This window comes from Nonomuraea sp. NPDC049152 (genome assembly GCF_040648355.1).
GTDB lineage: Bacteria > Actinomycetota > Actinomycetes > Streptosporangiales > Streptosporangiaceae > Nonomuraea.
In genome coordinates, this window is sequence record NZ_JBEZDO010000014.1 from 72,499 (window position 1) to 86,597 (window position 14,099).

The 14,099-nt window shown below is 69.1% G+C and carries 9 protein-coding genes; 7 read left to right on the top strand and 2 right to left on the bottom strand.

The window, feature by feature from the left end:
- The first annotated feature begins 192 nt into the window (after nucleotides 1-192).
- A complete protein-coding gene (locus AB0B45_RS25015; protein WP_358134680.1) occupies nucleotides 193-2,103 on the top strand; it encodes an N-acetylmuramoyl-L-alanine amidase in 1,911 nt (636 codons plus the stop codon).
- 141 nt (nucleotides 2,104-2,244) lie between these two features.
- On the opposite strand, the gene AB0B45_RS25020 is transcribed toward AB0B45_RS25015, so the two are convergent.
- Nucleotides 2,245-3,120: a MurR/RpiR family transcriptional regulator gene (locus AB0B45_RS25020; protein ID WP_358134683.1), complete on the bottom strand. Its 876-nt coding sequence runs from the start codon at nucleotides 3,118-3,120 to the stop codon at nucleotides 2,245-2,247.
- 129 nt (nucleotides 3,121-3,249) lie between these two features.
- The gene (gene glgP, locus AB0B45_RS25025; protein ID WP_358134687.1) at nucleotides 3,250-5,832 is read right to left on the bottom strand and encodes an alpha-glucan family phosphorylase; all 2,583 of its coding nucleotides are present in this window, start codon (nucleotides 5,830-5,832) and stop codon (nucleotides 3,250-3,252) included.
- 225 nt (nucleotides 5,833-6,057) lie between these two features.
- Here glgP and AB0B45_RS25030 point away from each other — a divergent pair, with 225 nt between their 5' ends.
- The 6 genes from AB0B45_RS25030 to AB0B45_RS25055 all read left to right on the top strand — a co-directional run bounded on the left by AB0B45_RS25030 (nucleotide 6,058) and on the right by AB0B45_RS25055 (nucleotide 13,830).
- Nucleotides 6,058-8,214, top strand: coding sequence for an alpha-1,4-glucan--maltose-1-phosphate maltosyltransferase (locus tag AB0B45_RS25030; protein WP_358134690.1), 2,157 nt, complete (start codon nucleotides 6,058-6,060; stop codon nucleotides 8,212-8,214).
- A 22-nt stretch (nucleotides 8,215-8,236) separates the two neighbouring features.
- The gene (treS, locus tag AB0B45_RS25035; protein ID WP_358134693.1) at nucleotides 8,237-9,949 is read left to right on the top strand and encodes a maltose alpha-D-glucosyltransferase; all 1,713 of its coding nucleotides are present in this window, start codon (nucleotides 8,237-8,239) and stop codon (nucleotides 9,947-9,949) included.
- A 3-nt stretch (nucleotides 9,950-9,952) separates the two neighbouring features.
- Nucleotides 9,953-11,275 (top strand): aminoglycoside phosphotransferase, encoded by a 1,323-nt coding sequence (locus tag AB0B45_RS25040; RefSeq protein ID WP_358134696.1) that lies wholly within the window; start codon nucleotides 9,953-9,955, stop codon nucleotides 11,273-11,275.
- An 84-nt stretch (nucleotides 11,276-11,359) separates the two neighbouring features.
- Nucleotides 11,360-12,010, top strand: coding sequence for a hypothetical protein (locus tag AB0B45_RS25045; RefSeq protein ID WP_358134699.1), 651 nt, complete (start codon nucleotides 11,360-11,362; stop codon nucleotides 12,008-12,010).
- A gap of 16 nt (nucleotides 12,011-12,026) precedes the next feature.
- Nucleotides 12,027-13,163 (top strand): copper amine oxidase, encoded by a 1,137-nt coding sequence (locus AB0B45_RS25050; protein WP_358134701.1) that lies wholly within the window; start codon nucleotides 12,027-12,029, stop codon nucleotides 13,161-13,163.
- 184 nt (nucleotides 13,164-13,347) lie between these two features.
- Nucleotides 13,348-13,830 carry a Clp protease N-terminal domain-containing protein gene (locus tag AB0B45_RS25055; RefSeq protein WP_358134704.1) on the top strand — a complete coding sequence of 161 codons (483 nt, stop codon included), beginning with the start codon at nucleotides 13,348-13,350 and terminating at the stop codon, nucleotides 13,828-13,830.
- Nucleotides 13,831-14,099: the final 269 nt, after the last annotated feature.

Below are 14,099 nucleotides of genomic sequence, written 5' to 3' on the forward strand. Positions count from 1 at the left end.
GCCTGCGACCTCGAAGCCGGCTGGTCGGAGCGTTACAACGCGGTGACTCGCACCCCCCTCAGGGCCGCGCGCCACGTGGCGCGGTCGCCCTGTCGGGTGAAGTCCTGAAAAATATCTTCTCAATCCTCTTCTAGAGGAAGGAAAATGTTGAGACGCTGACTCCCGTACGACCCCCCAGTCAAGGAGTCTTCGATGCGCAAAGCGTTGGCGGTCGCGTGCTTCTTACCGCTGCTGATCCCCGTAGGGGTCGCGCAGGCCGACGCGCCGGAGGACCGGCAGAAGGCGTTCGCGGCCGCGGCCGAGACCTACCAGGTGCCGGAGAGCGTCCTGCTCGGTGTGTCCTACCTGGAGTCCCGCTGGGACGCCCACGCGGGGCAGCCCAGCAACGACGCCGGTTTCGGCCCGATGCACCTGACGGACGCGGCGGCCTTCACCGGCTCCAACCACCACGGTGAGGGCGAGGAGGACCCGCGCGGCGACGACACCCGCCCGCTGGCCCTGCCTGCCGAACCGCCGGCGGTGCCGCAGGACATCCCCGTCTCGCTCAGGACCATGGAGAAGGCGGCGGAGCTCACCGGCGAGTCGCACGAGACGCTCAGGAGCGACCCCGCGGCCAACATCCGCGGCGGCGCGGCGCTGCTCGCCGACTACCAGAAGCAGCTCGGGGCGCCGCTCAGCGACGACCCCGCGCAGTGGTACGGCGCGGTGGCCCGCTACTCCGGCGCCACCGAGCGCGACGCCGCCAAGTTCTTCGCCGACGAGGTCTACTCGGTGATCGCCGAGGGGGCGACGCGCAAGACGGACGACGGGCAGCAGGTCACGCTCAAGCCGGTTCAGGGGCTCGGCAAGATCGTGGCGTGGCTCGACAAGCTCGGGCTCTCGCTCCCCCGCCGTGACGGTGTGGAGTGCCCGCTCTCGATCTCCTGCGAGTGGATCCCCGCGGCGTACGCGCAGCTGCCGAACAACGACTACGGCCACTACGACCTGGCCGACCGGCCGAACAACCAGAAGGTCGACTACATCATCATCCACGACATGGAGGGCTACTGGGCCCCGTCCGTCAAGCTGAACCAGGACCCGAAGTGGCCGGGCAGCTGGCACTACTCGGTCCGGTCGAGCGACGGTCACATCGCCCAGCAGATCAAGACCAAGGACGTCGGCTGGCAGGCGGGCAACTGGTACATCAACGCCAAGTCCATCGGCATCGAGCACGAGGGCTTCCTGGCCGAGGGCAGCACCTGGTACACCGAGGCGATGTACCGCACGTCCGCCAGGCTCGTGCGCTACCTGGCCATGCGCCACGGCGTGCCGCTCGACCGCGCGCACATCCTCGGGCACGACAACGTGCCGGGCACGCTGCCGACCACGGTCAAGGGCATGCACGAGGACCCGGGTCCGTTCTGGGACTGGGCGCACTACTTCCAGCTGATGGGCGCCCCGCTCCACCAGTTCGGCGGCCCGCGGTCGGGCTCCATCATGATCAAGCCTGACTTCGCGACCAACAAGCCGTACTTCTACGGCTGCGACCGCAAGAACCCCTCGGCGGCGTGCCCGCCGCTGCCCGCCTCCACGGTGTGGCTGCGCACCGAGCCGCGCGCCGACGCGCCGCTGGTCAAGGACATCGGCAAGCACCCCACGGGTGACTCCCTCTACAGCGTCTACGACCACAGCGCCCGCGCCACCACCGGCCAGCGGTACGCCGTGGCCGACCGGCAGGGCGACTGGACGGCGATCTGGTACCTCGGGCAGAAGGCGTGGTTCCACAACCCCGCCGACAACCCGACCGCGGTGCCGTCCATGGGATTCGTCGTGACCCCGCGCCCGGGGCTGGCGACCATCCCCGTGTACGGCAGGGCGTACCCGGAGCAGGAGGCCTACCCCGCCGGTATCCCGTACCAGGCGGTGACGCCGCTGCAGTACACGTTCTCTGCGGGACAGAAGTACACGCTGGGCGGTCCCGCGGCCACCGAGTACTACCGGGCCGTGACCTACGACCCCGCTCCGCACACGGTGGTGCGGGGCAAGACGCGGTACCTGGAGATCCAGTTCGGGCACCGGGTGATGTTCGTCAAGGCCGACGACGTCCAGGTGTCGTTCCAGTGAGCCGGTGATCGTCCGGGACCTCGCCCGCCAGGGCGGGGTCCCGTTCTTCTCACCGGCTGGTGAACCGGCGGCCCCTGGACCCGCGGGCGCTCGGGCTTCTGCCCCACCGCGTCGGGTCGGCGGGCGAACCCTCCAGTGGTGTCAGCGCTTGCGGGTGAATCCCGAGACCGCGCGCCTGGTGCTCTGCAGCGCCTCCTGGGAGGTGTCGAACGTGCGCTGCGCCACTCCCACGAACACGCAGTCGACGACGAGCAGCTGGCTGATCCTGCTGGCCAGTGCTCCAGGGCGGAACTCCGTCTCCCGCCCCGCCGAGATCAGCACGTGCTCGGCCAGCCCGGCGAGCGACGAGCGCGGGTTGTTGGTGATGGCGACGGTCGTGGCCCCCGCCTCACCGGCCATCCGCAACGGCTCCAGCACGTCGGGCGTCTCGCCCGAGGTGCTGATGCCGATCGCGACGTCGCCGTTCTTCAGCAGGACCGCGCTGGTCAGGGCGAGGTGGGCGTCCTGGAAGGCGTGGCTGGACAGGCCGATGCGCATGAGCTTCTGCGCCATGTCCTGGGCGACCAGGCCGGAGGCGCCCACGCCGTACGAGTCGATCCTGCGGGCGCCCGCGATGGCGTCGACGACCAGGCCGAGCCGTTCGGAGGTGAGCTGGGCGACGGTGTCGTTGATCGCCTCGGACTCCGCGCGGGACACCTTGAGTATGACCTCCGACAGCGGGTCGTCGGGGGCGAGGTCGCCGGGGACCAGGCGGTCAGGTTGCGCGGCGGCGGCCGCGAGGGCGAGCCTGAGCTGCGGGTATCCGGCGAAACCGAGCAGCCTCGCGGTGCGGACGATCGTCGCCTCGCTGGTGCCCGAGGCGGCTGAGAGCTCGGTGATGGTGCTGCGGGCGACGGTGGCGGGGTCCTCGAGGATGAGCCTGGCCACGGTCTGCGCGGCGGGGGTCAGCGACGGGAGGACGCCGCGGACGGTGGCCACGAGTGTGTCGGCCCTGAGACCGTTCCGGGTGTCTTCCACATACCGATTATGGGGCCTGTACGGGCGCGTCGACCGCTGCCGGGCTTCCTTCCCACAAACCACCAAAGCGGGACGCGCCTGCGGTCCTGATGCGCGGGACCGGGATCCGGTCCTGGCCCCGCGCGATCGTCAGCGGAGTGTGCCGTTGGTCATGCCGGCGGGCTCCTCGGGCAGGGCGATCAGGCCCAGCTCGGCCGGGTTGGCCATCAGCGGCTGGGAGGGAACGACGCGGACCGTGTACCCGAACGCTCCCGTGCTGTCGAGCGGGATCTTCCCGGCGAAGTGGGCCTTGCCGTCGTCGTTCGTCCCTTCCAGGGTCATGGCGTGGTAGCTCGGGTTCAGCAGTTCGTCGTGCGGGCCGACCTTGCCGTACGCCACCTGGACAAGCAGGTCGGACGGCTCGAGCTCGCCGAGCGCGATCGTCGCCCGCAGGTCGAGCGCCGCGCCGACCTCGGGCGTGTCGCCGACGCCCGAGGCTTCGACGTGCTCCACCCGGACCCCTGGCCATGCCTTGGCGACGCGCAGCCGCCAGGCGGCGAACGCCTTGGCGGGCGCGAAGGAGTCGGCCGACAGCGCGCGGGCGGAGGCGGAGGCGGGTGTGTAGAGCTCGACGACGTAGTCGCGGAGCATCCGCCCCGCCAGCACCTTGGGCCCGAGCGAGGTGAGCGTGTGGCGAACCATCTCCAGCCACCTGCGGGGCAGGCCGTCGGGCGCCCTGTCGTAGAAGCGGTCGGAGACCTCGTGCTCGATGAGGTCGTAGAGCGCGGCGGCCTCGAGCTCGTCGCGCCTGTCGGGGTCGGCGACGCCGTCGGCGGTGGGGATCGCCCAGCCGTTGGTGCCGTCGTACCACTCGTCCCACCAGCCGTCGCGGATCGACAGGTTGAGCCCGCCGTTCAGCGCCGACTTCATGCCCGAGGTGCCCGACGCCTCCAGCGGGCGCAGCGGGTTGTTCAGCCAGACGTCGCAGCCCTGGACGAGCAGCTGGCCGAGCGCCATGTCGTAGTCGGGCAGGAAGACGATGCGGTGCCGCACGTCCTCCTCGTCGGCGAACCTGACGATCTGCTGGATGAGCTTCTTGCCGCCCTCGTCAGCCGGGTGGGCCTTGCCCGCGATGAGGATCTGCACGGGCTTGTCGGGGTCGAGCAGGAGCTCCCGCAGCCGGACCGGGTCGCGCAGCATGAGCGTGAGCCGCTTGTAGGAGGGCACGCGCCGGGCGAACCCGATGGTCAGCACGTCGGGGTCGAGCGCGTCGTCGACCCAGGTCAGCTCGGCGTCGGAGGCGCCGCGATCGCGCCACGACGCGCGCAGCCGCACCCTCGCCGCCTCGACCAGGCGCTCGCGAAGGTGGCCGCGGATCGACCAGATGTCGGCGTCGGAGATCTTCTGGACGCCTTCCCAGCCCTGCGCCTTGTCGATCAGGGACGGCAGCTCGCGGCCCGCCAGCTCCATGATCTCGCGGCCGACCCACGTGGGTGCGTGGACGCCGTTGGTGATCGACCCGATCGGCACTTCGTGCAGGTCGAATCCTGGCCAAAGTTCCTTGAACATCTCCCGGCTGACCTCGCCGTGCAGCTCGGAGACGCCGTTGACGCGCTGGGCCAGGCGCATGCCCATGATCGCCATGTTGAAGCGGCCGGGCTCCTGCTCGGCGCCCAGCGCGAGGATGCGCTCGACGGGCACGGTCGGCCACGCGTTGTCGCCGCCGAACTGCCTCTCGATCATGTCGGAGGGGAAGCGGTCGATGCCCGCGGGAACCGGCGTGTGGGTGGTGAACACCGTGCCCGCGCGGACGGCCTCCAGCGCCTCGTCGAAGGACAGGCGGGACTCCGTCAGCTCGCGGATGCGCTCCAGGCCGAGGAAGCCCGCGTGGCCCTCGTTGGTGTGGAAGACCTCGGGCTCGGCGTGCCCGGTGATCTGGCAGTAGGCGCGGATCGCCCTGACGCCCCCCACGCCGAGCAGCAGCTCCTGCATGAGCCTGTGGTCGGTGCCGCCGCCGTACAGGCGGTCGGTGACGTCGCGCGCGGCGGCGTCGTTGTCGGCCACGTCGGAGTCGAGCAGCAGCAGCGGCACCCTGCCGACCTGCGCCACCCACACCTGCGCGTGCAGGGCCCTGTTGCCGGGCAGGCCGATCCTGATGTGTACGGCGGTGCCCTCCTCGTCCTTCAGCAGGCTGAGCGGCAGGCCCCCGGGGTCGAGGCTGGGATAGTGCTCCAGTTGCCAGCCTTCGGGCGACAGCGACTGGGTGAAGTAACCGTGGCGGTAGAGCAACCCCACCGCGAGGATCGGCACGCCCAGGTCGCTGGCCGCTTTCAGGTGGTCGCCCGCCAGGATGCCGAGGCCGCCCGAGTACTGCGGGAGGGCAGCGGCGATGCCGTACTCGGGCGAGAAGTAGGCGATCGCGTTGGCGGCATCAGGCAGCGTCTGGTACCAGCGCGGCGCGGTCATGTACTCGCGCAGGTCGTCGGCGGCGTCGGCGAGGCGACGCAGGAAACGGCGGTCACCCGCCAGCTGGCGCAACCTGGCGGGGTCGACGGCGCCGAGCAGCGCGACGGGGTCGTGCCCAACACGTTCCCAGACGGCCGGATCGACCTCGGAGAACAGGTCGGTGGTCTCTGGATGCCACGACCATCTGAGGTTGTGCACGAGCTCGCCGAGGGCGGCCAACTCCGTAGGGAGGACGGTGCGGACGGTGAACCTGCGGATAGCTCTCACGATTCCGACCCTAGGTGGTGAGCGGTGGTGGGCAAGGCGTACTCACGTAGATCGATCACTTCCCTCTCACAACCCTTCCATGAAGAGGCATTAATGGGGACTATTGGGGCACTCCCCACTTTGAGCCCGAAGCACCGTCCCGGGATGGCGTCCTCAGCTTCACGCGTGAAGGTGCGAGGATCGTCATAGCGACAGTCGGCCACTCGACCATGAGAACAGGACGCGATGATCGGTCGAATTCCCATCACGGACATCTTCCCAGTTGTCGACTGCGGGCAGTGGCCCGCGAAGGCGGTCGCTGGCGAGACCTTCGAGATCGCCGCGAGCGTGTTCCGCGAGGGACACGACGCGGTGGCCGCGGGGGTGGTGATCACCTCTCCCGACGGGAAGCGTGGCCACCTGAAACATATGCGAGAGATCGCCAAGGGCACCGACAGGTGGACCGTGCGCGTGTCGCTGCCCGACGAGGGCGACTGGCTGTTCAGGGTCGAGGCGTGGAGCGACCCGATCGGCACGTGGCTGCACGACGCGGAGATCAAGATTCCCCGCGGCATGGACGTCGACCTGATGTGCGAGGAGGGCGCGCGGCTGTTCGAGCGTGCCGCCCGTGCCGTACGGCCCTCGGACTGCCCGGCCCCGCACGCGGGCAACGGGACCACGCGCAACGGCAACGGCACGCTCAAGACCGGCGCCGTCAGGACCACGGCCCTGAAGACGGGCACGGTGAAGGCCTCCGCGCTCAAGGCGGGCGCGGAGCTGAAGCCCGCCGAGGTCTGCGGGCACAGGGCGGCGCTGCTGTCGGTGGCGGCGACGCTGCGTGACGAGGCGCTCGATCCCAGGGCGCGCCTGTCGATCGCCCAGTTGCCCGAGACCGCCGCGCTGCTGGAGGCCCATCCGCTGCGCGACCTGCTGACCAGGAGCAAGCAGCAGAAGGTCAGAGTGGAGCGGCGCAGGGCGCTGTTCGGCTCGTGGTACGAGTTCTTCCCCAGGTCGGAGGGGGCGATCGTCGACGAGGGCGGCGTCTCCAAGTCAGGAAATTTCCAGACCGCCGCCAAGAGGCTGCCCGCCATCGCCCGCATGGGCTTCGACGTGGTCTACCTGCCTCCGATCCACCCGATCGGCACGACGTTCCGCAAGGGGCGCAACAACACGCTCACGCCGCATCCCGACGACCCGGGCTCGCCGTGGGCGATCGGCTCGGAGGACGGCGGGCACGACGCCATCCATCCGGATCTGGGCACGATCGACGACTTCGACGACTTCGTCGGCAGGACCCGCGAGCTGGGAATGGAGGTGGCGCTCGACTTCGCGCTGCAGTGCTCGCCCGACCACCCGTGGGTCAAGGAGCACCCCGAGTGGTTCACGATCCGCGCGGACGGGTCGATCGCCTACGCGGAGAACCCGCCCAAGAAGTACCAGGACATCTACCCGCTCAACTTCGACAAGGACCCCGAGGGGATCTACGCCGAGGTCAAGCGCGTGATCAAGCACTGGATGGACCACGGGGTGCGGATCTTCAGGGTCGACAACCCGCACACCAAGCCCGTGCCCTTCTGGGAGCGGCTCCTGGCCGACATCAGGACGACCGACCCCGATGTGATCTTCCTGGCCGAGGCGTTCACGCGTCCCGCGATGCTGCAGACGCTCGCCAAAGTCGGATACCACCAGTCATACACGTACTTCACGTGGAAGAACTCGAAGTATGACGTGGAAACGTATTTTACGGAATTGTCGCATGAAACGTCGCACTTCCTGAGGCCGAACCTCTTCGTCAACACGCCCGACATCCTGCACGAGTACCTGCAGCACGGCGGCGTGCCCGCCTTCAAGATCCGGGCCGTCCTGGCCGCGCTCGTGTCCCCCACCTGGGGTGTCTACTCTGGGTATGAACTCGCCGAGAACCTCCCGGTACGTCCGGGTAGCGAGGAATATCTCAACAGTGAGAAGTATCAGTACAGACCGCGGGACTGGGTGGAGGCGGAGCGTGAGGGCCGCACTCTTGCCCCGTTCATCACGCATCTGAATTTGTTCCGAAGAGCGCACCCGGCACTTCAGGAATTGCGTAATCTGAGCTTCCACAGGGTCGACCACCCAGACCTGGTCTGCTTCTCCAAGCGGCTTCCCGGCGCCTACGACACGGCCACACGACGGCACGGACTCGGCGACGTGGTCCTGGCGGTCGTGAACCTGGACCCGCACAATACTCATGAGGCGACAGTCGATCTCGACCTGCCGGCCCTCGGTCTCGACTGGAACGCCGAGTTCGTCGTGGACGACGAGATGTCGGGCGAGTCGTACCGGTGGCGGCAGAACAACTACGTGCGCCTCGACCCTCACATCAATCCGGCGCACGTCTTCACCGTGCGAGCGGCTCATCGGTAATCAGCGATCGGGGAGTCCAACTTTGTCCGACACCGTGAACTCCGCTGCCATCCCGAACACCTTCGACGAGGACAAGCCCCGCGATCCCCAGTGGTACAAACGGGCCGTCTTCTACGAGGTGCTCATCAGGGGCTTCGCCGACTCCAACGGCGACGGCACAGGCGACATCAAGGGGCTCACCAGCAGGCTCGACTACCTGCAGTGGCTGGGCGTCGACTGTCTCTGGCTGCTGCCGCTGTACGAGTCACCGCTGCGTGACGGCGGCTACGACATCGCCGACTTCATGAAGATCCTTCCCGACTTCGGCGATCTCGGCGACTTCGTCAAACTGGTGGACGAGGCGCACAAGCGAGGCATGCGGGTGATCGCGGACCTGGTGATGAACCACACCAGCGACGCCCACCCCTGGTTCCAGGCGTCACGGCACGATCCCGAGGGCCCGTTCGGCGACTTCTACGTCTGGTCCGACACCGACGAGACGTACAGGGACGCCCGGATCATCTTCATCGACACCGAGACCTCCAACTGGACCTACGACCCGGTCCGCGGGCAGTACTACTGGCACCGTTTCTTCCACCACCAGCCCGACCTCAACTACGAGAACCCCGCGGTTCAGGAGGCCATGCTGGAGGTGCTGAGGTTCTGGCTCGACCTGGGCATCGACGGTTTCCGCATGGACGCCATCCCCTACCTGTTCGAGGAGGACGGCACCAACTGCGAGAACCTGCCCAGGACCCACGCCTACCTCAAGCGCGTCAGGGCGGAGGTCGACAGGATCTACCCCGACCGCGTGCTGCTCGCCGAGGCCAACCAGTGGCCCTCCGACGTGGTCGAGTACTTCGGCGACCCGGTCAACGGCGGCGACGAGTGCCACATGGCCTTCCACTTCCCGCTGATGCCGCGCATCTTCATGGCCGTGCGCAGGGAGTCCCGCTACCCGATCTCCGAGATCATGGCCCAGACGCCCAAGATCCCGGAGAACTGCCAGTGGGGCATCTTCCTGCGCAACCACGACGAGCTCACGCTCGAGATGGTCACCGACGAAGAGCGCGACTACATGTACTCCGAGTACGCCAAGGACCCGCGCATGCGGGCCAACGTCGGCATCCGCCGCCGCCTGGCCCCGCTGCTGGAGAACGACCGCAACCAGATCGAGCTGTTCACCGCGCTGCTGCTGTCGCTGCCCGGCTCGCCCGTGCTCTACTACGGCGACGAGATCGGCATGGGCGACAACATCTGGCTCGGCGACCGCGACGGCGTGCGCACCCCGATGCAGTGGACCCCCGACCGCAACGCGGGCTTCTCCGACTGCGACCCTGGCCGGCTCTACCTGCCGGTCATCATGGACCCGATCTACGGCTACCAGGCGATCAACGTCGAGGCGCAGCAGAAGAACGCCGGCTCGCTGCTCCACTGGACCAAGCGGATGATCGACATCCGAAAGCGGCATCCGGTCTTCGGCCTGGGCGAATTCATCGAACTCAACTCATCCAACCCCAGCGTGCTGGCATTCGTGCGCGAGCTGGGCGATGATCGCATTCTGTGCGTGAACAATCTGTCCCGGTTCCCGCAGCCCGTAGAGCTGGATCTGCGTAGGTTCGTCGGCGTCTCGCCCGTGGAGACCATGGGCGGAGTTCCATTTCCACCGGTTGGCGAACTTCCGTATCTTTTGACGCTCCCTGGGCATGGGTTCTACTGGTTCACCCTTCCGCCCGCTGTACCCCAGGAGGAGTAAGTCGTGCTTGAGGACCTCCTTGCCCGCTGGATCACCCATCAACGCTGGTTCGCGGGCAAGGGGCGCCCTCTGGACGACCTCCGCGTCGAATCGAGCACCACCCTGGGCACCGCCCAGGAGGCGGAGCTGTGGCACCTGGTCCTGTGCGTACGGCAGGCCGACGCGCTCGACCGCTACCAGCTCCTCCTCGGCCGCCGCTCCGAGCTGCCCGACAGGCTCAAGCACGTCCTGATCGGCATCACGCAGGACGGCGTCCACGTCTACGACGCCGCGCACGACTCGTCGCTGACGCACCTGCTGCTCGAGGGCATGGCCGAGGGGCAGGACCACGGGCCGATCAGGTTCCGCCACGCGCACGGGGTCGAGATCGACACCACGCAGCGCAGCCTGGTCCTCGGGGCCGAACAGTCCAACACCTCGCTCGTGTACGGCGACGCCTACATCTGCAAGCTGTTCCGCCGACTCATCCCCGGCATCAACCCCGAGCTCGAAGTGGTCGCCGCGCTGGCCGAGCGCGACGCGCCGCACATCGCCAGGCCGTACGGGTGGATCGAGACCGACCTCGACGGCGTCGCGACCACGCTGGCCTTCACCCAGAAGTACCTGTCCACCAGCAACGACGGCTGGGACCTGGCGCTGGCCAGCGTCCGTGACTTCTACGGGCAGTTGGACGACATCAGCGCCGCCGACGCGGGCGGCGACTTCGCCGCCGAGTCCCACCGCCTCGGCGCGGCGACCGCGGAGATCCACCGGCAGCTCGCCGCGGCCTTTCCCACCGACGTCGTCGAACCGCACGACGTCAAGCGGATGGTCGAGGGCTTCCGCCGCCGTCTGGCCAGGGCGATCGCCGAGGTGCCCCAGCTGGCCGAGCACGCCGAGATCGTGGAGCGGGCCTTCCACCAGGTGGAGGAGCTGACCGGCGAGGTCCGCGTGCAGCGCGTCCACGGCGACTACCACCTGGGCCAGGTCATGCGCACCCCCGCCGGCTGGTTCATCCTCGACTTCGAGGGCGAGCCCGGCCAGCCGCTCGACGAGCGAAGGGCGCTGGCCTCCCCGCTGCGGGACGTGGCGGGGATGCTCCGCTCGTTCGACTACGCCGCGGGTCACCTGCTCGCCGACCGCCCCGACGGCGCCGAGCTGCGCCCCAAGGCGAGCGAGTGGGCCGCGCGCAACAGGTCGGCGTTCCTGGAGGGGTACGCCGACGTCGACGAGGAGGACTCGGCGCTGCTGCGGGCGCTGGAGTACGACAAGGCGGTCTACGAGGTCGTCTACGAGGCCCGCAACCGCCCTTCGTGGCTGCCGATCCCGCTGGCCGCCTTCCGCTGAGGCAACTCAGGCGTTTTCCCCTCCGGAGCGCATCGAGCGCACTACTCTTCGCATGCATACATAAGCGAAGAGTAAGGGGGCGGCATGCGGCGAGGTTTGGTGTTCGCGGCCGCGGGGCTCGGCACGGCGCTCCTGGGCGGCTCGCTCCTGCTGGTCACCGGCGGGGAGGGGCCCGAGGCGGCGCAGGCCGTACAGGAGTCCCCCGCGCCCGGAGACCCGCTGACGCCTGAGGAGATCGCTCGCGCCGGTGAGATCGCCACGGCGACCACGCACCTGAAGAAGGGGCAGACCGAGCTGCTCTACGTCGAGCGCGACGACGACAAGGACGCCGAACAGGCGCGGCGCGCCGAGGCCTACCTCTACGACTACGCCGACGACACGCTGATCGTCAGGACCGTCGACCTCGGCCAGAGCAAGGTGGTCGAGGAGACCAAGGGCAAGGGGGTGCAGCCGCCGCCGTCCAAGCGGGAGGAGCTGCGCGCCGCCGAGCTGCTGCTGGCCGACCCGAAGCTGGGCAGAGGGGTGCGCCAGTCGTTCAGGAAGGCGGCGGGCAGGGAGCTCGCCTCGCCCTCCGACCTGGCGCTGCGCGGCCTGATCTACTCGCCGGGGCGGGGGCCCTGCGCGACGCACCGATGCCTGCGGCTGTTCGTGCGGCTGCCCGACGGCACCTTCCTCGACACCAGCCGCATCGCCATCGATCTGTCCGCCAAGAAGGTCCACACACTGGAGTGGTGAGTTGATCCTCCGTCTCATGCTCGCCGGCCTGCTCGCCGCACCCTTCGTGCCGCCGGCTCCGGTCTCGTTGGCGGCCCCCGCCGCTCAGCCGTGCGGCTCGCCGTACCTCGTGGACAAGACGCTGCCCAACGGCGCGCGCTGGCGGCTGTGCTGGGAGATGCGCACGATCGAGGGCCTGACCGTCACCAAGGTCGTCTACACGCCCAAGGGCAACAGGTCCATCAGTGTGCTGCGCAGCGGGGCGCTGGCGCAGATCCACGTGCCCTACGACAGCGGCGAGCCGCGCTATCACGACATCGGCTCGCTCGGCTCGGCCGCGGTGACGCTGACGGCGGCCGACTGCCCCGGCGGCGAGCTCGCCAAGAGCAAGGTGTGCGTGACGACCCGCCCGCGCGGCCACGCCTACCTGAAGGACGGCTGGGGCGACGAGACGCAGCGCGAGTCGGCGCAGGGTCAGGAGCTGGTCGTGCTGGCGGCCTACCAGGTCGGCTGGTACACCTACGTCTCCGAGTGGGTCTTCGGCGACGACGGCTCGATCACGCCGCGGGTGGGCGCGACAGGCTCGCTGGCGGGCACGACGACCGCGCCGAAGCACGGCTGGCCGCTCGGGGTGGGACGCAAGCACTTCGAGGAGTCCCACAGCCACAACATCTTCTGGCGGATGGACTTCGACATCGAGGGCAAGGCGCGTGACGTCGTCGAGCAGTACGACTTCGCGGGCGACCGCACCAGCAAGCGGTCACTGGCGCGCACCGTGCTCCGTCGCGAGACCAAGGCGCTCAACAGGAGGATGCGCTGGTGGCGGGTGGTGGATCCGCAGGTGCGGAACGCCGACAGGCACCCGGTGTCCTGGGAGATCAACAACGCCGAGAGCGCGGAGTACCGCGGGCCCGCCGACGAGGCGTTCACGCACGCGGACCTGTTCGTGACGCAGTACCGCGCGTGCGAGCGGCTCGCGACCGAGAACGTGGCGCCCAGGTGCGGCAAGTCCGTCGACCGGTACGCCAACGGGGAGCGGGTGACCGATCCGGTGCTGTGGGTGAACGTGGGCTTCCACCACGTCGCCAGGGACGAGGACGCCGACCCGATGCCCATCCACTGGCAGGGGTTCCGCGTCACCCCGCGCGACGTCACCGCCACCAACCCCCACTGATCTTCTCGGTACGGCCCGCACCCACGCGCCGCGAGCGGGGCTCGGCGACAAGCAACCCGTGTTGACTAACTCGAGATTAGTCAACTAGGGTTGCTTGCATGTCCGCTGATGAGATTCCCGCCTCCCAGGAGCGCGGCGGCAAGCGGCCCATCGCCGCGGGCGTCACGCTGAGGAGACGCCGACGATGACCACATTCGACAGATACCTCCAAACGATCATCGAGCAGGGTGCGCACGAGGCCCACAGGGACGGATCGGCGACGATCGAGGCGCACCACCTCCTGCTGGCGATCGCCGCCGACCGGGAGACCACCTCCACCCATCAGGTCCTGGCCTCGGCCGGGCTCGATCATCGAGCGATGCGCGCCGCGCTGGACCGGGAGTTCGAGCACAGCCTGAGCGCGGCGGGAGTGTCCCTTGCCGCCTTCGACCTCCCCCGGCCGAGCGGCGGCCGCGAGCGCCCTGCGAAGCTGGGGGCATCGGTCAGACTCGCGCTCGATCGCATCGCGTCCGTGTACCGCAAGAGAGATCTGCGACCGGCGCATCTGCTGCTCGGAATCGTGCAGGCGCAGGTCGGCACCGTGCCGCGCGCGCTCGCCCTGGCCGGGGTCGACCAGGCCGACCTGCTGACGCGCATCCTTCAGACGATCGCCGACGAGGGCGCGTGACGAACAGCCGCGGCTGAGCCCCGTAGGTTCGCACCACCCACTCTCAGACCCTCGAACTCCCCTGCCCGCGCCGAGACGCGGGCCGCCTTTCCCCTCGCCGGTCACCCGGTTCGAGACCGCGCGCCTGGCCACCACGCCCGCGCGCCGACACGGCTGTCCACGGCACGCGCCGACTCCCGGTCACCTGGCAGGCGCCGCCCATGGACCTCCTCACCCACGCGCGAGGCCGTGCGCTCCCGCACGGCTCGCGCCATCCGAAGGGAACGACC

What these genes read in the sequence shown, in the direction of transcription:
- AB0B45_RS25015 (WP_358134680.1), top strand. Translation starts at nt 193, where the DNA reads ATGCGCAAAGCGTTGGCGGTCGCGTGCTTCTTACCGCTGCTGATCCCC.
- AB0B45_RS25050 (WP_358134701.1), top strand. Translation starts at nt 12,027, where the DNA reads ATGCTCGCCGGCCTGCTCGCCGCACCCTTCGTGCCGCCGGCTCCGGTC.
- AB0B45_RS25045 (WP_358134699.1), top strand. Translation starts at nt 11,360, where the DNA reads ATGCGGCGAGGTTTGGTGTTCGCGGCCGCGGGGCTCGGCACGGCGCTC.
- AB0B45_RS25030 (WP_358134690.1), top strand. Translation starts at nt 6,058, where the DNA reads ATGATCGGTCGAATTCCCATCACGGACATCTTCCCAGTTGTCGACTGC.
- AB0B45_RS25055 (WP_358134704.1), top strand. Translation starts at nt 13,348, where the DNA reads ATGACCACATTCGACAGATACCTCCAAACGATCATCGAGCAGGGTGCG.